We start from the raw sequence: 17,327 nt of genomic DNA on the forward strand, positions 1-17,327 counted from the left end.
CCGTCCCCGCTCCCCTTCTGCCCCGGGCGTGGACTTCAGTCCCTTCCCCGAAATGGCGGGCAAGGTGAGATTCCGTCAAAGCCTGTCCGTCATTTTTTGGACTTTGCCAATGCATTGCCTGTCGGGATAACTGAATAACCGTTTCCGCGTCCTTAGGATCGCGGGCTATGACGGACACCCCGAGCGGTAACTCCGCCACGCGTGCGCGTTGGCAGACGTGTCTCCGGCTCGCCCGTGAACTCCTCCTCGTCGGGCCGGACAACGAGGACCTCAAGCTCGGCTATCTGCGGACCCTGATCGACACGGGTGACCTCGGCGCCACCCCGCACCCGCGCAAGAAGATCCTCATCGTCGGCGCCGGTATCACCGGCCTCGTCGCCGGCCGTCTGCTCAAGGACGCCGGTCACGACGTCACCATCCTGGAGGCCAACGCCAGCCGTGTCGGCGGACGCATCAAGACCTTCCGCGCCACCAAGCACCACCAGCCGTTCGGCGACCCCGCCCAGTACGCCGAGGCCGGGGCCATGCGGCTGCCCGACTTCCATCCGCTCGTCCTCGCCCTCGTCGACAAGCTCGGGCTGGGCCGCCGGCAGTTCTACAACGTGGACATCGACCCCTCCACCGGCAGCGGCCCCGGCGTCGCGGTGCCCCCGGTGACGTACACCTCCTTCACCGGCCACACCTGGACCCATGGCGAGGACGGCACCGGCTTCCGGGAACCCGACAAGCGCGGCAACTCCTGGATCCGCGCCAACCGCGTCCAGGTGCGGCGTGCCGACTACAACACCGCCCCCGAACGGATCAACGAGGGCTTCCATCTCACCGACGACGAGGTCCGCGCCCCGGTGGTGAAGATGGTCGACGACGCGCTGGAGCACGTACGCGACTACTACTCCGACATCGTCGACGGGCGGCGCGTCAACAAGCCGTTCGACCAGTGGGTCGAGGGCTGGGCCCGGGTGATCCGCGACTTCGACGGCTACTCCATGGGCGGTTTCCTGCGCGACTGCGGCGGGCTCAGCGACGAGGCGATCGAGGCCGTCGGAACGCTGGAGAACATGTCCTCGCGGCTGCACCTGTCCTTCTTCCACAGCTTCCTGAGCCGCAGCGACATCAACCCCGGCGTCCGCTACTGGGAGATACCCGGTGGCAGTTGGCGTCTGCCCCACGCCCTGCACCAGGGCCTGCGCGACGAGGTGAAGGCCGGCCACCGCATGATCCGCCTCGAGTACCACGACCCCAGCCGCGATGCCGCCCCCGAGGGCGCCGACGCCGTCGGACCCGACGGGTGGGGCGTGGCGGTGCGGACCGTCGCCGAGAACGACCCGACGGCCCCGCCGCGCCAGTGGACCGCTGACCTGGCGATCGTCACCATCCCGTTCTCCGCCCTGCGCTTCGTGGAGATCGTCCCCTCGATGTCGTACAAGAAGCGCCGCGCCATCATCGAGACCCACTACGACCAGGCCACCAAGGTGCTGCTGGAGTTCAGCCACCGGTGGTGGGAATTCACCGAGCAGGACTGGCGCAACGAACTGGAGAGCATCGCGCCGGGCCTCTACGAGCACTACCAGCCGAACGGCGAACAGGACGCCGGCACCGCCCCCGCCACCCTGCTCGCCGAGGCCGGTGCCGACCTGCTCGGCGCCGCGGTCAAGGACAGCGGCGTCACCGAGGACATGCGGCGGCTCAACAGCACCATGCCGCTGCGCGGCCCCGCCGTCCGCCCCGCCTCCCACTGCTTCGGAGGGGGCTCCGCCACCGACAACCCCAACCGGTTCATGTACTACCCCTCGCACCGCGTCGAGGGCAGCACCGGCGGCGTGGTGCTCGCCTCGTACTCCTGGTCCGACGACGCCGCGCGCTGGGACTCCATGCGCGGCGATGAGGCTTACGTCTACGCCCTGCGCAACCTCCAGGCCCTGCACGGCCGCCGCATCGAGGTGTTCTTCACCGGCCGGGGCGCCACCAAGAGCTGGGCCCGCGACCCGTACGCGTTCGGCGAGGCCGCCATCTACACCGCGCACCAGATGACCAGCTTCCACCTGGACGTCTCCCGTCCCGAAGGCCCCGTCCACTTCGCCGGGGAGCACACCTCCCTCAAGCACGCCTGGATCGAGGGCGCCCTGGAGAGCGCCGTCCGCGCCGCCACCGCCGTCCACCGGGCCCCGCGGGTCACCACCCCGGGCCCGAACCAGGAGGGCCGCTCATGACCGCGATCTTCCCCGAGTGCACGGTCGCCCGCTATCTGGCCCGCCGCCTGGCCGAGTTGGGCATCACCCATCTGTTCGGCGTCCCCGGCAACCACCTGGGCCCGTTCCTCACCACCCTGCGGGACGAGGGTGACGTCGACTGGGTCGGCACCCCCACCGAGGGCGGCGCGGGCCAGGCCGCCGACGCCTACGCCCGCGTCCACGGCATCGGCGCGGCCGCGGTCACCTACAGCGTCGGCGCGTTCAACCTCCTGGGCGCCTGCGGCGGCGCGTACGTCGAGCACATCCCGCTCGTCGCCATCAACGCCTGCCCGCCCTACGAGCAGTGGCAGAACTACCGCGCCCTCGGCATGCTCACCTCCCATATGAGCCCCCGCCGGGAGAGCAACCTGGACGTCTACCGGCAGGTCACCGTGGAAGCGCAGGTCATCTCCAACCCGGGCCTCGCCCCCGGCCAGATCGACGCCGCGCTCACCGCCTGCCTGTCCGAGCGCAGGCCCGTCTACCTGGAGGTCATGGAGGACCTGTGGGACGAGCCCTGCGCCGCCGCCGAGCAGCCCCTCGTCCGCCGTGAGCGGCCGTTCAGCACCCGCAACCAGACCATGCTGGACAGCGCGGTGGACGCCGTCCTCACCCTGATCGACGAACACCCCGGCCCGGACGGCAGGCCCCGCCCGATCGTGTGGGCCGGTGAGGAGATCGACCGGTTCCGCCTCGGCGACCAGCTCACCGACCTGACCGACGCCACCGGAGTGCCCTTCTGCACCACCGTCGGGGCCAAGGCCGTCGTCGACGAGGACCTGCGGCAGTTCCACGGCGTCTACAACGGAGACGCCAGCCACCCGGATGTGCACTGGATCTTCAAGGACTGGGCCACCTGCCGGATCGGCCTGGGCGCCTGGTCCACGTCGAAGAACCTCGGCGGCGATCAGTGCGTCGGCACCGACTGGGTGATGGCCGCCCAGGGCGGCGTCAGCGTCGGCACCCGGTACTTCCCCGACGTCCAGCTCGAACGGCTGCTGCCCGCCCTCCAGGACGCGCTGGTGAAGCGCTTCGGATCCGGAGGCCTGGCCGCCGACTACTACGCCGAGGCCCACGCCCACCACGGCGCGCCCGGCGACCGCCCCGCCAGCCTCCGTAACCACCGGGCCACCCTCCGCACCAGCGGTTCGCGGTCCCGGCACGACGAACGGCTCACCTACGACGGTGTGTTCGACCGGATCAACCACTTCCTGGGCCAGGAGACGCAAGCGGACTGGACGGTCGTCTCCGACGCCGCGTTCTCCCTCATCGGCTCGATGAACCTGAGCCTGCCCGCGGGCGGGTTCCTGTCGCAGATCAGCTGGCTGTCCATCGGCTGGTCCGTCGGCGCGGCCACCGGCGCCGCGCTCGCCCCCGAGCGCGAGCACGCCCGCCCGATGGTGTTCGTCGGCGACGGCGCCTTCCAGGAAACCTGCCAGGAGATCTCCACCCACACCAGGCTCGGGCTGCGGTCGGTGGTGTTCGTCATGGACAACGGGCACTTCTACGGCATCGAGCAGATGCTGGTGCACCCGTCCTACTACGCCGACGACGCCACGGACGACGCGGACTTCTACAACGTCCTCCACCCATGGCGCTACGACCGCCTCGCGGAGGTCTTCTCCGGCAAGAAGACCCCGGCGAACGGAATCAGCATCGCGCACACCTCGGAGCTGGACGCACTGCTGGCCCGCCTCGCCGACCCCACCGACCCGCTCAACGCCGGACCACTGCTGGTCCGCGTCCGCCTGCACCGGCACGACTACCCGCGGGCGATGGCATACAAGGTGCAACAGAAGAGGGGTTAGGAACATGTCCGAGTTCATCAACGTGATGATCGCGTTCGACGCGTTCACCATCGCCCAGCGCTACCCCAACGCGTCGCGGAACCCCGACGCGCCGACCCAGGTCGACCACGACTTGATCTACATGACGACGCGTCACGACCGGATCGTCGGCACCTCGGGAGCCGAGCTGAACTTCCGGGCCAATCCCCGGGACATCATCAGGTGGCGCGAGACGACGCTGTCGCTCAACGGCGAATACTGCGCCCTGCTGTACCGGTACGTGAGCAGCGATCCCCTCATCAGCAAGCCGCGGATCGTGACAGGCGACGGCACGTATCCGATGCCGAAGGACGGGGCCGTCGACCAGCCGGACTTCGTCACCCAGGACTACCAGGACCACTACTGGGAGGCGGACGTCCGCAAGGTCGGCCGGGTCACGTACCGCTTCTACTTCCAGCTCCTGGACAGCGACCGGCATCTGGTCGGGTACTTCCAGTGGGACCCGTTCATCACCATCGACAAACGCTCCTGACGGCCCACGCCGCGGTCGGGTGACAGCGGCCCCGTGGACGGCGCGATGCCCGCGCCGTCCACGGGGCGCCGGCCGCCGATTCGTCAATGAATTCCGGTGGAGTCCGGGCGTCACGGAGCACCGCCCGGCCCGGGGCGGTGCGGGCTCAGCCGACCGCGTAGTCGCCGAGAGCCGGTTCGAGCAGGTCGAAGGCGCGCACCGCCTCCTCCGCGACGGACGTGGCGATCTCGTCATTGGTGTGCCCGGCCAGGGTCAGCTCCTGAATGCGCTGGAACAGGACGCGGTGCACGGCGCCGAGCAGCCCCGCGACCGTGCGGACGGTGATGTCGTCCGGCGCGGCGCCGACGGCCTCGGCGAGGGCTTCGGCCAGCGCCTGTTCGCGCTGATCGTGCAGGCCGCGCAGGCATGCCGACAGGGTGGGACTGTTGGTGATCATGCGGGAGAAGTCCGGTCCGGCGAATCCCGCGACCGGGTCCCGCGCCGTGACCGCGGAGTCGAAGGAACGGCGGAGCGCCGCGAGGGCGGACTCGCCCGGGCGCCGGGAGCCCCCGGCGCCATCGTCCCCACCCCCGGGCACACCGACGGACACCAGTCCCTCATCGTCCGTCAGCCGGACGGCACGGTCGTCCTGGCCGGCCAGGCCCACGACTTCGCGTCCGAGTTCGCCTCCGGCCACCTGGCCCGTCAGGCCGCCCGGGACGGCCTGGCCCCGCCGCTTCCGCCGTACCGGCCCTGGCTGGACCGGCTCGCCGACTTCGATCCGCGCCGTGTGCTCTTCGCCCACGACCACGCCGTCTGGGAGGGCGGAAGTCATTCCTTGGAGTGACGAAGGCCGGTGTGCGCGTTCATAGTGTGGGCCGGATGAGGGAAATCTCCAGCCGGTGGCCCGCGTGGGGCGCTGATGCCGGGCTCGTCGCGCTGACCTTGTTGCCGCCACCGCTGTCGCAGCCGAGCACGGACACGTCGGGGACGGCGTGGTCGTTGCTCATCGGCTACGAGGCGGTGGCCGCGCTGGTCCTGGTGCTGCGACGGCGGCTGCCGGTCACGGCCTTCGTCACCGTCGTCGGCGCGGTCGTGGTGTCGGTGACGGGCGGGGCGGGGGAGGGCGTCAAGCTGTCCCCGCTGGTGTTCCTGCCGCTGGCGGTGCTCCTCTACAACCTGGGCAGCCACTGCGCACACTGGTCGCGCACCGTGCTGGCGATGCTGTGCGGCGGTGCGCTGATCCTGGTGGGCCTGGGGGTGAACCGGACGACGGTCACCGCCGGTGACTTCCGGGGCGGTGTCGACGTACTCGCCGTCCTGGCCCCGATGCCGCTGGCGTGGGCGCTGGGGTTCGCCGCGCGTACCCGGCGTGCGCTGCTCGCCGCGGCCGAGCAGCGGGTGGCCGACGCGACCCGTGCGCAGCGTCTGCGGGCGGAGCGGGCCGCACAGCAGGAGCGGGTGCGGATCGCCCGCGAGATGCACGACGTGGTCGCGCACTCGCTCACCCTGCTCGTCGTGCACGCGGAGGCCCTGCGCGCACGGGGTGGTGAACTGCCCGCGTGGGCCCGCACGCAGGCCGACGGGCTTGCCGCGGCGGGTCGGCAGACCGGCGGCGAACTGCGCGATCTGCTGCGGATGTTGCGTGATCCGGCGGACGCGGCCCCGCTGCGGCCGACGCCCGGGCTCGGTGATCTGGGCGCGTTGCTGGACAGCCACCGGGCCGCGGGAGGAACGGTCGACGTGCGGGTCGGGACCGAACTGGCGTCGTTGCCGAGTCCCGTACAACTGGCCGGCTACCGCATCGTGCAGGAATCACTGACCAACGCCCGCCGCCACGCGCCCGGGTCGCCGGTCCGGCTCACCGTCGACGGCATCGCCGGGCACCTGCGGTTCGAGGTGGCGAACGGCCGCGGGGCGGGTGGCGGCACGACCGGCGCGGGGGCCGGGCTCGGCCTGGTCAGCATGCGTGAACGGGTGGACGCGCTGGGCGGCGAACTCACCGCGGGGCCGACCGACGACGGCGGGTTCCGCGTCGTGGCCACGATGCCGCTGGAGGCTGCCGGTGTCTGAGCGGATCAGCGTGCTCGTGGTGGACGACGAGCGGATCATCCGCGCCGGGCTGGGCGCGATCCTGGAGAGCCAGGCCGACCTCACCGTGGTGGGCACCGCGGAGAACGGTGAGGAGGCCATCGAGGAGTGCGCGCGGCTGGGGCCGGACGTGGTGTTGCTGGACATCCGTATGCCCCGCCGGGACGGCATGTGGGCGCTGGCCGAACTGGGCCGCCGCGGGCTGCTCGGGCCGGGCCGGGCCCGGGTGCTGATGCTGACGACATTCGACCTCGACGAGTACGTCGACGACGCGCTCGCCGCCGGGGCGGCGGGATTCCTGCTCAAGAACAGTTCGTACGAGGAGCTGACCGGGGCCGTCCGGGCGGCGGCGGCCGGGCACAGCGCGCTCAGCCCGGCCGTGACCCGCCGCATCATCGAGGGGCATCTGACGGCCCGGTACCGGCCGGACGACGGGGAGCTGGCCCGGCTCGGGGAGCTGACCACGCGGGAGCGCGACGTGCTGCGGCTCGTCGGGGACGGGCTGAGCAACGCCGAGATCGCCGATCGGCTCGTGGTGAGCCTGCACACGGTGAAGACGCATGTCAGCCGCATGCTCGCGAAGACCGGCTGCCAGAGCCGGGCGCAGGCGGCGGTGCTGGCCAGGAACACGCTGGCCTGACCGCCCCTCCGCAGCTCATGTCATTCCTCCGAGTGATTCGGAGCCCGCGGGACCCCCTCCATCGCGCGATGTACCGGGCGGTCGCACCTGGCTGAATGGTTCATGTGTGCGGGCCCGCCGCGAAAGCCCCCGTAACGGGGAGGAATCCCGGGCCCTCGACACACGAAGCAACCCGTCATGCGCCGGAAGGAACTGTCATGCCCGCACACTCATCGCCTCGCCGCCGGATCCTGCGCTGGGCACTGACCGTGGCCTTGGCGACCGGTATGAGCGCGGGGCTCACCGCCTGCTCGGACCCGGACCCGGGTCCGGGCAAGGTCGCGGCGAAGACATCGGCCGACCAGCGATTGGCAGATGTCGCCCAGAAGGCGGCTGACGCGGGTTCCCTGGGCGTGATCGTCCGGATCGACAAGGGCGGCAGCGGGAACCCCGTGGAGATCGCGCGTCAGGCCGCGTGGACCAAGGCCGATCACCGGCTCGCGGTGAACGACCAGTTCAGGGTGGCGTCCAACACCAAGACGCTCGTCGCCACCCTCGTCCTGCAACAGGTGGCCCAGCACAAGGTCGAGCTGGCCGACCCGGTGGAGAAGTGGCTGCCGGGACTGGTCCCGGGCGGACGGGACATCACCGTACGGATGCTCCTCAACCACACCAGCGGCCTGGGCGACTACCTGCTGACCCCGGAGTTCCTGCCCTCCCTCACCGGGAAGGAGCGGCGCGGCTGGCGGCCCGAGGCACTCCTCGCCATCACCCCTCCGCAGGATCCGCCGGCCGCTCCCGGTGAGAAGTACTCCTACAGCAACGCCAACTACGCGGCCCTCGGGCTGATTCTCGAAAGGGCCACCGGGAAGAGCCTGGCCGATCTGATAGAGCAGAAGATCACCGGCCCGCTGGGGATGAAGGACTCCTTCCTGACCACCAACGCGGACTGGCCCTCCGGGAAGCGGCACGTGACCGGCTACGAGCCGAACGCCGAACGCCTCCGCCGCATCTTCCCTCCGGAGCTGCACCTGCCCGAGGGCACCGGATTCGCGGGCCCCGGGCGCCCCCACGGCAACGTCGACACCAGCGCCATCGACCCGAGCTGGGCCTGGGCGGCCGGAGGCATGGTGTCCACCGCCGAGGACTGGCAGCGGTTCCAGACCGCGCTGATGTCCGGCAAGCTCCTGCCCGAGGCCCAGATGCGGCAGATGCGCACGACGGTCCCCGCCCCCGAGGAGGGCGGCGGTTACGGACTGGGCCTGATGGAGGTGAAAGCTCCCTGCGGAACCGTCTGGGGCCACACCGGCGGCCAGCCCGGCTACTCCAGCGAGATCTACACCGACCCGCGCGGCCGCCGCAGCGTCGCGGTGCTGACCGGCACCAACTTCGGCATCAAGGAACCCGAGGCCGCCACCGCCAACAAGGCCCTGGTCAACACCGCGATCTGCGCCATGCTCAACGGCCTCCCGTAGCCAAGGGCGGGATCAACGCCCGTGGTTGTGCATGAGGTGCTTGGTGCGGGAGTAGTCCTGGAGCGCGTAGACCGACAGGTCCCGGTCGTAGCCGGATCCCTTGAATCCGCCCCAGGGGACCTCGGCGGCCAGCACGAGGTGGGAGTTCACCCTGGCGGGCAGGCCCCGCCTGCGCCGCGACGATCCACGGGACACCGCCCACTGACGCGGATCGCGCTCCACGTAGTGCCTACGGCGCCTCAGATGGCGTCGCGAATGGCCCGTTCGAAGTTCTCGACGTGGTCGCGGGCGAGCTGGGCCGCCTTCTCCGGGTCACCGGCCACGATCGCCTCGATCAGCGGTCCGTGCTCTTCGACGTGGCCCGCCATGTCGGACAGCCGGTCGATGAACAGGCACCAGATGCGGGTGGCCAGGTTGTCGTGGCGGACGAGGGTGTCCTCCAGGTACGGGTTGTGGGTGGCGGCGTAGATGGCGCGGTGGACCGAGAGGTCCAGGCGCATCAGCTCGTCGGCGTCCGGCCGACGGGAAGCCACGCTCTCCAGCTCCCGTAGCGCGGCGGTCAGGTCTGCTCGGTCCGCGGCCGTGGCGCGCCGCGCGGCCTGGGCGGAGGCCAGCGGCTCCAGCTCCTGGCGCACCTCGGAGATATGCGCCAGATCGGTGATGTTGACCTCGGTGGCGAAGGTGCCGCGCCGGGGGTAGGTCGTGATCAGGCGCTCGTACTGGAGCCGCTTGAGCGCCTCGCGCACCGGCGTCCGTCCGACGCCGAGGGACTGGGCCAGCTGGTCCTCGTTGATCGGCGCGCCGGGCCGGATTTCGAGCATGACGAGCCGGTCGCGGATGGCGCGGTAGGCGCGCTCGGCGAGGGACAGCTCCTCGCCCCTCGGCTCGGTCGCCACGTGCCGCATGAAACCCCCTTGACCTGTCCAGCGGGCTCCCATACCTTACCGCAGAGGCTAATATATCAGTTGCCCATTAGTTGGCTCTCAGGATGGTGCACAGATGGCAACGAACCCGTCGATCACCACGGTCACCTCCCCCCTCTCCCTCCCGCTCAGCGCACTCGACCCGGATGTCGCCACCGCGGTGGACGCCGAGCTGCACCGTCAGCAGTCGACCCTGGAGATGATCGCCTCGGAGAACTTCGCTCCGGCCGCGGTCATGGAGGCCCAGGGCTCGGTCCTCACCAACAAGTACGCGGAGGGCTACCCGGGCCGCCGCTACTACGGCGGATGCGAGCACGTCGACGTCATCGAGCGGCTGGCCATCGCCCGGGTGAAGCAGCTCTTCGGCGCGGAGGCCGCCAACGTCCAGCCGCATTCGGGCGCCCAGGCCAACGCGGCGGCGATGTTCGCGCTGCTCGATCCCGGCGACACCATCCTCGGCCTGGACCTGGCGCACGGCGGCCATCTGACCCACGGCATGCGCATCAACTACTCCGGCAAGCTGTACGACGTGGTGCCGTACCACGTGCGCGCGTCCGACATGCGCGTCGACATGGACGAGGTCGAGCAGCTCGCTCTCGCACACCGGCCCAAGATGATCGTCGCCGGGTGGTCGGCCTACCCCCGCCGGCTGGACTTCGCCGCCTTCCGCCGCATCGCGGACGCGGTGGGCGCGTATCTGATGGTGGACATGGCGCACTTCGCCGGGCTGGTGGCCGCGGGCCTCCACCCGAGCCCGGTGCCGTACGCCGACGTCGTGACGACCACCACGCACAAGACGCTCGGCGGCCCGCGCGGCGGTGTGATTCTCAGCCGCGCCGACCTGGCCAAAAAGATCAACTCCGCGGTCTTCCCCGGTCAGCAGGGCGGCCCGCTGGAACACGTCGTCGCGGCGAAGGCGGTGGCCTTCAAGGTGGCGGCGAGCGAGGAGTTCACCGAGCGCCAGCAGCGCACCCTGGCCGGTGCCCGCATCCTCGCCGGACGGCTGCTGGCCGACGATGTGGCGGAGGCCGGGATCACGGTGCTGACCGGTGGCACGGAAGTCCATCTGGTCCTCGTGGACCTGCGCGGCTCCGCGCTCGACGGGCAGCAGGCCGAGGACCGGCTGCACCGCGTCGGCATCACCGTCAACCGCAACGCGGTGCCGTTCGACCCGCGTCCGCCCATGGTCTCCTCGGGGCTGCGGATCGGCACCCCGGCCCTGGCCGCCCGCGGCTTCGGCGAGACGGAGTTCCGGGAGGTGGCCGACATCATCGCCCAGGCCCTGAAGGACGAGCGGTTCGGCGACGAGCAGGCGGGCCTGCTGCGCGACCGGGTCGACAAGCTCGCCACCGCGTTCCCCCTCTACCCCCACCTGAACATCCCCAGCTGAACGGAGACGCGGCATGACCACCCAGCCGCTGCCGGAGCACCCGGACTTCCTCTGGCGCAACCCCGAGCCGCGTTCCTCCTACGACGTCATCATCGTCGGCGCGGGAGGCCACGGCCTGGCCACCGCCTACTACCTCGCCGAGAACCACGGCATCACCAATGTGGCCGTCCTGGAGAAGGGCTGGCTGGCCGGCGGCAACATGGCGCGCAACACCACCATCATCCGCTCGAACTACCTGTGGGACGAGAGCGCGGCGATCTACGAGCACGCGCTGAAGCTGTGGGAGCGGTGGCCGGGGGAGCTGGACTACGACTTCCTGTTCAGCCAGCGCGGCGTTCTCAACCTCGCGCACACCCTCCAGGACGTCCGCGACAGCGTACGCCGCGTGGGCGCCAACCGCCTGGGCGGAATCGACGCCGAGTGGCTGGAGCCGGAGCAGGTCGCCGAGGTGTGTCCCATCCTCAACGTCTCGCCCCGCACCCGGTATCCGGTCCTCGGCGCCACCTTCCAGCCCCGGGCCGGGATCGCCAAGCACGACCATGTCGCCTGGGCACTCGCCCGGCGGGCCGACGAGCTGGGCGTGGATCTGATCCAGGGCTGCGAGGTCACCGGTTTCCTCAAGGACGGCGACCGGGTCGTGGGCGTGGAGACCAGCCGCGGCCGCATCCTCGCCGGCCGGGTCGGCCTCGCCGCGGCCGGGCACAGCAGCGTCCTGGCCGAGCTGGCCGGTTTCCGGCTGCCGGTGCAGTCCCATCCGCTGCAGGCGCTGGTCTCCGAACTGCACGAGCCGGTGCACCCCACCGTGGTGATGTCGAACCATGTGCACGTCTACGTCTCCCAGGCGCACAAGGGCGAGCTGGTGCTCGGCGCGGGCGTCGACGCGTACAACGGCTACGGGCAGCGCGGCTCCTTCCATGTGATCGAGCACCAGATGGCGGCCGCCGTGGAGCTGTTCCCCGTCTTCGCCCGGGCCCATGTGCTGCGCACCTGGGGCGGCATCGTCGACGTCACCCCGGATGCCTCCCCGATCATCGGTGCCACTCCCGTGGAGAACCTCTACGTCAACTGCGGCTGGGGCACCGGCGGCTTCAAGGCCACCCCGGCCGCCGGGTGGACCTTCGCGCACACCATCGCCACGGGCGAGCCGCATCCGCTGAACGCCCCGTTCGCCCTCGAACGCTTCACGACGGGCGCACTGATCGACGAACACGGCGCCGCGGCCGTGGCCCACTGAGGAGAGAGCCCGTGCTGCTGATCACCTGCCCATGGTGCGGTCCTCGCGACGAGACCGAATACCACTACGGGGGCCAGGCCCACGTCCCCTACCCCGCAAACACCGCGGACCTCACCGACGAGCAGTGGGCCGCGTATGTCTTCTACCGCGACAACCCCAAGGGGCCCTTCGCCGAGCGGTGGATGCACAGCACCGGATGCCGCCGCTGGTTCAACCTCCTGCGCGACACCGCGAGCCACGACGTGCTGGCCGTCTACCGGCTCGACGAGCCCCGCCCCGAACTGCCCCAGACCGGAGGGAACCGATGACCGACCAGCCATTCCGGCTCCCGGGCGGGGGCCGCGTCGACCGCGGCACCGTGCTGCGGTTCACCGTCGACGGCCGTGAGATGACCGGCCACCCCGGAGACACCGTCGCCTCGGCGATGCTGGCAGGCGGGGTCGTGGAGGTCGCCCCGTCGATCTACCGGGGCCGCCCGCGCGGCATCGTCACCGCGGGCGCCGAGGAGCCAGGCGCCCTGGTGCAGATCGACGGCCCGTGCTCGGAGGGCATGCTGCCCGCGACGACGGCCGAGCTGTACGACGGCCTGTCCGCCACCACGCTGTCCGGGATGGGGCGGCTCGACCCGGCCCCCGACCCCGCCGTCTACGACAAGAAGTACGTCCACACCGATGTCCTCGTCGTCGGCGCCGGACCCGCAGGGCTCGCCGCCGCCACCGCCGCCGCGGGCTCCGGCGCCCGTGTGATCCTCCTCGACGAGCGGCCCGAACCGGGCGGTTCGCTGCTCTCCGGGCGGACCGAGACCGTCGGCGAGCAGACCGCCCTCGCCTGGGCCGCCGAGGTCCGCGCGGCGCTCGACGCCGCCCCCGAGGTCGTCGTCCTGCCACGCACCACGGCGTTCGGCGCCTACGACGACAACTATGTGCTGGCCCTGCAGCGGCGCACCGATCACCTCGGCGCCGACGCCCCCGAGCCGTCGAGTGGCGTCTCGCGGCAGCGGCTGTGGCACATCCGGGCCCGCCAGGTGGTCCTGGCGACCGGCGCCCACGAGCGTCCCCTGGTCTTCGCGGGCAACGACCGCCCCGGGGTGATGCTCGCCGCGGCTGTGCGCTCGTACCTCAACCAGTACGCCGTGGCCCCGGGCTCGCGGGCCGTGGTGAGCACCACCAACGACAGCGCCTACGACACGGTCGCCGATCTGCACGCCGCCGGGATCGACATCGCCGCCGTCGTGGACGCGCGCCCCGAGCTGTCCCACCGGGCCGCCGAGGTCGCGGTGGCCACCGGGGCGCGGGTGCTGACGGGCAGCGCGGTGGTCGACACCACGGGCGACAGCCGCCTCACCGGCGTCACCGTCCGGGCCCTCGACGGCGACGGTGGGCTCGCCGGTGCCCCCGAGTCGTTCGACTGCGACCTGCTGGCCGTCTCGGGTGGATGGAGCCCGGTGGTGCATCTGCACAGCCAGCGCCAGGGCCGGCTGCGCTGGGACGAGGAGGTGGCCGCCTTCGTGCCCGACGGCACCGTACGGGACCAGCAGGTCGTCGGCGCGGCCCGCGGGACGTACGGCCTCGACGGCTGCCTGGCCGAAGGGGCGCGGGCCGGCGCCCGGGCCGCGACGGACGCCGGATTCCCGGTCGCCGTGCCCGCACCGCCGTCCGGTGATGCCCGGGGCTCGGGCCCGGTGCGCGCGCTGTGGCTCGTCCCCGCCTCCGAGGGCGAACCCGCCACCTGGGACACCCACTTCGTCGACCTGCAGCGCGAGGTGACGGTCGCCGATGTCTGGCGGTCGGTCGGCGCCGGCATGCGCGGCGTCGAGCACGTCAAGCGCTACACCTCGCTCGGCACGGCGAACGACCAGGGCAAGACGTCCGGCGTCAACGCGATCGGTGTCATCGCCGAAGCGCTCGGCGCGGGCGCGTCACCCGGCGAGATCGGCACCACGGCCTACCGGGCGCCGTACACGCCGGTGGGCTTCGCCGCCCTGGCCGGGCGTGAGCGCGGCGAGCTGTTCGATCCGGAGCGCACGACCTCCATCCACGGCTGGCACCTCGCGCACGGTGCGGTGTTCGAGGACGTCGGGCAGTGGAAGCGCCCCCGGTACTACCCCCGGCCCGGCGAGGACATGGACACGGCCGTGGCCCGCGAGTGCCGCGCGGCACGCGAGGGGGTGGCGTTCATGGACGCCACCACCCTCGGCAAGATCGAGATCTGGGGCGCGGACGCGGGCGAGTTCCTGGGGCGTATCTACACCAACGGCTTCAAGAAACTGAGGCCCGGCATGGCCCGCTACGGCGTGATGTGCAAGCCCGACGGCATGATCTTCGACGACGGGGTGACGCTGCGCCTGGAGGACAACCGCTACTTCATGACCACCACGACCGGTGGCGCCGCCGGGGTCCTGGACTGGCTGGAGGAGTGGCTGCAGACCGAGTGGCCCGAACTCGACGTCCACTGCACCTCGGTGACCGAGCAGTGGACGACCATCGCCGTCGTCGGCCCCCGCTCCCGCGAGGTCGTCGCCCACCTCGCGCCGGACGTCGACCTGTCCGCCGAGGCGTTCCCCTTCATGGCCTTCCGCGAGACCACCCTGGCCTCCGGCGTCCCGGCCCGCATCTGCCGGATCTCCTTCTCCGGTGAACTCGCCTACGAGATCAACGTCTCCGCGTGGTACGGCCGGGCGGTCTGGGAGGAGGTGTACGCGATCGGCCGACCGTACGACATCACCCCGTACGGGACCGAGACCATGCACGTCCTGAGGGCCGAGAAGGGCTACATCATCGTCGGCCAGGACACCGACGGCACCGTCACCCCGCAGGACGCGGGCATGTCCTGGGTGGTCTCCCAGCAGAAGGACTTCATCGGCAAGCGGTCCTACGCCCGCGTCGACACCTCCCGCACCGACCGCAAGCAGCTGGTCGGCCTGCTGCCGAGCGACCGCAGGACCCGGCTGCCCGAGGGCGCCCAGCTTGTCGCGCCGGACGTGCCCATCACCCCCGAGGCCGGGCCGGTGCCCATGCTCGGCCACGTCACCTCCAGCTACCACAGCCCGGCCCTCGGCCGCCCCTTCGCCCTCGCCCTCGTCGCCGACGGGCGGGCCAGGATCGGCCAGACCCTGCTCGCCCCGGTGGGCGAGGACCTGGTGCCCGTCGAGGTGGCCGACTGTGTCCTGTACGACCCCGAAGGGACCAAGCGAGATGGCTGAGCCGACCGAGCCGACCGAGCCGACGACCGACGCGGGTGCGGGCCCGGTGAACTTGCGCACCAGCCCCCTGGCCCACCTGGAGGAGCGGATGCGCGCCGCCGCCGTCACCGGCGCGCGGGGCGTCACGCTCAGCGAGTGGCCGTTCGTCGCCATGGTGAACCTGCGCGTCGTCCCCGCCTCCGAGACGGCCGGCCGCGTCGAGAAGACCCTGGGCGCGCCGCTCCCACGCCGGTGCGGGGACACCACCGACTCCGGCTGCCACAAGGTCCTGTGGCTCGGCCCCGACGAGTGGCTGGTGCTGTCCCAGGCCGACGGACACGCCGTGGCCGCCGAGTTGCGGGAAGCACTCGCGGGCGACCCGGGGTCGGCCGTGGACGTCTCGGCGAACCGCACCACGCTGGAGCTGCGCGGCCCGGCCGCCCGGCAGGTGCTGGAAAAGGGCTGCCCCCTGGACCTCCACCCCCGGGCCTTCGGCCCCGGCCGGGCGGTCTCGACCACGGTGGGCCCTGTCGCGGTGCTGCTCTGGCAGGTCGACGACGCGCCGACGTACCGGCTGCTGCCGCGGTCCTCGTTCGCCGACTACCTGGCGCGCTGGCTCATCGACGCGATGGGCGAGTACCGCGGCCCGGAGCTGCCGTAAGGACGCGGGCGGGGGACGCGGTGGGGGATGCGGTCACGTCCTGACCGCATCCCCTGCGATCGTGGTCCCGCACCCGACAGCGACCGGAACCGAAGGAAGCCGATGACCGTTCTCGACAACCGGGCGCTGGGCCGCGCGACGCTGGCCCGGCAGCTGCTGCTCGACCGCGCCGACCTACCGGTCCTCGACGCCGTCGCGCACCTCGGCGGGCTGCAGGCGCAGGAGCCGCAGGAACCCTTCACCGGTCTCTGGTCGCGGCTGCGCGCGTTCGACCCGGCGGCGCTGGACGGCCTGCTGACCGGGCGGAGCGTGGTGCGAACCCACCTGATGCGCCGCACCGTTCACCTCCTCACCGCCGACGACGTCCTGGCATGGCGGGCCCGCCACGACCCCATGCTGCGCCAGCGGGCGATGGCCGCCTACCGCCGCGAGATGGACGGGGTCGACCTCGACGAACTCGCCGGCGCGGCCCGCGCGGTGCTGGCCGACGGCGAGCCCCGCTCGATGGCCGAGGTCGCGCGGGCGCTCGCCGACCGCTGGCCCACCCCGAGCCCGAGGGCCCTGGGGGAGATGGCGATCGCCGCCCTCGTCCCCGTCGTGCAGCTGCCGCCGCGCGGGCTGTGGCGCGCGAAGTCAGGGGTGCGCAACACCCCACTGTCCCGCTGGCTGGGCCGCGAGATCGACCCGCCCGCCGCCGAGGGAACCGACCCGGTCGGCGAGGCGCTGGTACGCCGCTACCTGGCCGCGTTCGGCCCCGCGGCCTCGGCCGACCTGCGCGCCTGGTGCGGCCTCGCCGGACTGCCCGCCGCGGTGGCCGCCCTCCGCGCGGAGCTGGTCACCTTCCGCGACGCGCGCGGCCGCGAACTGCTCGACCTGCCCGACGCGCCACGCCCCGGCCCCGACACCCCCGCCCCGGTGCGGTTCCTCCCCGCGTTCGACAACGCGATCCTCGGCTACGACGACCGGAGCCGCATCATCGACGACGCCCACCGCGGCCTGTCCGTCACGGGCGCCCGCTTGCTCCTGGTGGACGGCCGGGTCGCCGCGACCTGGACCGTCGACGCGGGCACCGTGACCGTCACCCCGCTGCGCGGTTTCTCCCGAGCCGAGCACACGGCCGTCACCGAGGAGGGCCAGGCCCTGGCGTCGTTCCTGTCCGACAAGGAAAGCGATCGCGTACGGATCGCCGCGTCGTCCCGCTGAAACGGCACATCCGCGAGCCTC

Annotated in this window: 15 protein-coding genes; 12 read left to right on the top strand and 3 right to left on the bottom strand. The window is 71.9% G+C overall.

The annotated features are described in order from the left end of the window. Positions 1–167: 167 nt before the first annotated feature. Genes ASC60_RS24570 through ASC60_RS24580 form a run of 3 tightly spaced genes read left to right on the top strand, consistent with a single transcriptional unit; the run spans position 168 to position 4,550 of the window. A complete protein-coding gene (locus ASC60_RS24570; protein ID WP_055554528.1) occupies positions 168–2,210 on the top strand; it encodes an FAD-dependent oxidoreductase in 2,043 nt (680 codons plus the stop codon). Beyond that, positions 2,207–4,039, top strand: coding sequence for a thiamine pyrophosphate-binding protein (locus tag ASC60_RS24575; protein ID WP_055554530.1), 1,833 nt, complete (start codon positions 2,207–2,209; stop codon positions 4,037–4,039). The genes ASC60_RS24570 and ASC60_RS24575 overlap by 4 nt, the downstream gene beginning before the upstream one ends. A gap of 4 nt (positions 4,040–4,043) precedes the next feature. Beyond that, complete coding sequence (locus ASC60_RS24580) at positions 4,044–4,550, top strand: inclusion body family protein (protein ID WP_055554531.1); 507 nt, start codon at positions 4,044–4,046, stop codon at positions 4,548–4,550. Positions 4,551–4,695: 145 nt separating this feature from the next. On the opposite strand, the gene ASC60_RS41765 is transcribed toward ASC60_RS24580, so the two are convergent. Continuing rightward, positions 4,696–5,364, bottom strand: a complete 669-nt coding sequence (locus ASC60_RS41765) for a hypothetical protein (protein ID WP_159043304.1) — start codon at positions 5,362–5,364, stop codon at positions 4,696–4,698. A 47-nt stretch (positions 5,365–5,411) separates the two neighbouring features. Between ASC60_RS41765 and ASC60_RS24590 the strand changes: the two genes are divergently transcribed. The 3 genes from ASC60_RS24590 to ASC60_RS24600 all read left to right on the top strand — a co-directional run bounded on the left by ASC60_RS24590 (position 5,412) and on the right by ASC60_RS24600 (position 8,714). After that, a complete protein-coding gene (locus ASC60_RS24590) occupies positions 5,412–6,602 on the top strand; it encodes a sensor histidine kinase (RefSeq protein ID WP_055554533.1) in 1,191 nt (396 codons plus the stop codon). Then, complete coding sequence (locus ASC60_RS24595; RefSeq protein WP_055554820.1) at positions 6,589–7,260, top strand: response regulator transcription factor; 672 nt, start codon at positions 6,589–6,591, stop codon at positions 7,258–7,260. Before ASC60_RS24590 ends, ASC60_RS24595 begins: the two co-directional genes overlap by 14 nt. A 197-nt stretch (positions 7,261–7,457) precedes the next feature. Next, positions 7,458–8,714 (top strand): serine hydrolase, encoded by a 1,257-nt coding sequence (locus ASC60_RS24600; protein ID WP_199831035.1) that lies wholly within the window; start codon positions 7,458–7,460, stop codon positions 8,712–8,714. Between the two features lie 12 nt (positions 8,715–8,726). Here the strand turns inward: ASC60_RS24600 and ASC60_RS41770 are convergent, their stop codons facing one another. Both ASC60_RS41770 and ASC60_RS24605 read right to left on the bottom strand, forming a co-directional pair. Beyond that, the gene (locus tag ASC60_RS41770; protein ID WP_199831036.1) at positions 8,727–8,864 is read right to left on the bottom strand and encodes an aldehyde dehydrogenase family protein; all 138 of its coding nucleotides are present in this window, start codon (positions 8,862–8,864) and stop codon (positions 8,727–8,729) included. 89 nt (positions 8,865–8,953) lie between these two features. Further along, on the bottom strand, positions 8,954–9,619 hold the full coding sequence (locus tag ASC60_RS24605) for a GntR family transcriptional regulator (RefSeq protein ID WP_055554535.1): 666 nt from the start codon (positions 9,617–9,619) through the stop codon (positions 8,954–8,956). 94 nt (positions 9,620–9,713) lie between these two features. On the opposite strand from ASC60_RS24605, the gene glyA reads away from it, so the two are divergent. From glyA to ASC60_RS24635, 6 genes are all read left to right on the top strand, one after another. Then, positions 9,714–11,027 carry a serine hydroxymethyltransferase gene (glyA, locus tag ASC60_RS24610; RefSeq protein ID WP_055554537.1) on the top strand — a complete coding sequence of 438 codons (1,314 nt, stop codon included), beginning with the start codon at positions 9,714–9,716 and terminating at the stop codon, positions 11,025–11,027. A gap of 13 nt (positions 11,028–11,040) precedes the next feature. Continuing rightward, positions 11,041–12,261, top strand: a complete 1,221-nt coding sequence (locus tag ASC60_RS24615) for a sarcosine oxidase subunit beta family protein (RefSeq protein WP_055554538.1) — start codon at positions 11,041–11,043, stop codon at positions 12,259–12,261. An 11-nt stretch (positions 12,262–12,272) separates the two neighbouring features. Further along, complete coding sequence (locus ASC60_RS24620) at positions 12,273–12,569, top strand: sarcosine oxidase subunit delta (protein WP_055554540.1); 297 nt, start codon at positions 12,273–12,275, stop codon at positions 12,567–12,569. Further along, a complete protein-coding gene (locus tag ASC60_RS24625) occupies positions 12,566–15,463 on the top strand; it encodes a sarcosine oxidase subunit alpha family protein (protein ID WP_055554542.1) in 2,898 nt (965 codons plus the stop codon). The genes ASC60_RS24620 and ASC60_RS24625 overlap by 4 nt, the downstream gene beginning before the upstream one ends. Next, a complete protein-coding gene (locus ASC60_RS24630; RefSeq protein WP_055554543.1) occupies positions 15,456–16,103 on the top strand; it encodes a sarcosine oxidase subunit gamma family protein in 648 nt (215 codons plus the stop codon). The genes ASC60_RS24625 and ASC60_RS24630 overlap by 8 nt, the downstream gene beginning before the upstream one ends. 102 nt (positions 16,104–16,205) lie before the next feature. Further along, positions 16,206–17,306 carry a winged helix DNA-binding domain-containing protein gene (locus ASC60_RS24635; protein WP_055554546.1) on the top strand — a complete coding sequence of 367 codons (1,101 nt, stop codon included), beginning with the start codon at positions 16,206–16,208 and terminating at the stop codon, positions 17,304–17,306. The last annotated feature ends 21 nt before the right edge of the window (positions 17,307–17,327 follow it).

Source organism: Streptomyces sp. NBRC 110028, assembly GCF_001417735.1.
GTDB lineage: Bacteria > Actinomycetota > Actinomycetes > Streptomycetales > Streptomycetaceae > Streptomyces.

Bases quoted from the DNA above. Each gene is read 5' to 3' on its own strand.
- ASC60_RS24570 (WP_055554528.1), top strand. From the start codon at position 168: ATGACGGACACCCCGAGCGGTAACTCCGCCACGCGTGCGCGTTGGCAG.
- ASC60_RS24575 (WP_055554530.1), top strand. From the start codon at position 2,207: ATGACCGCGATCTTCCCCGAGTGCACGGTCGCCCGCTATCTGGCCCGC.
- ASC60_RS24580 (WP_055554531.1), top strand. From the start codon at position 4,044: ATGTCCGAGTTCATCAACGTGATGATCGCGTTCGACGCGTTCACCATC.
- ASC60_RS41765 (WP_159043304.1), bottom strand. From the start codon at position 5,364: ATGACTTCCGCCCTCCCAGACGGCGTGGTCGTGGGCGAAGAGCACACG.
- ASC60_RS24590 (WP_055554533.1), top strand. From the start codon at position 5,412: ATGAGGGAAATCTCCAGCCGGTGGCCCGCGTGGGGCGCTGATGCCGGG.
- ASC60_RS24600 (WP_199831035.1), top strand. From the start codon at position 7,458: ATGCCCGCACACTCATCGCCTCGCCGCCGGATCCTGCGCTGGGCACTG.
- ASC60_RS24605 (WP_055554535.1), bottom strand. From the start codon at position 9,619: ATGCGGCACGTGGCGACCGAGCCGAGGGGCGAGGAGCTGTCCCTCGCC.
- glyA (WP_055554537.1), top strand. From the start codon at position 9,714: ATGGCAACGAACCCGTCGATCACCACGGTCACCTCCCCCCTCTCCCTC.
- ASC60_RS24615 (WP_055554538.1), top strand. From the start codon at position 11,041: ATGACCACCCAGCCGCTGCCGGAGCACCCGGACTTCCTCTGGCGCAAC.
- ASC60_RS24625 (WP_055554542.1), top strand. From the start codon at position 12,566: ATGACCGACCAGCCATTCCGGCTCCCGGGCGGGGGCCGCGTCGACCGC.
- ASC60_RS24630 (WP_055554543.1), top strand. From the start codon at position 15,456: ATGGCTGAGCCGACCGAGCCGACCGAGCCGACGACCGACGCGGGTGCG.
- ASC60_RS24635 (WP_055554546.1), top strand. From the start codon at position 16,206: ATGACCGTTCTCGACAACCGGGCGCTGGGCCGCGCGACGCTGGCCCGG.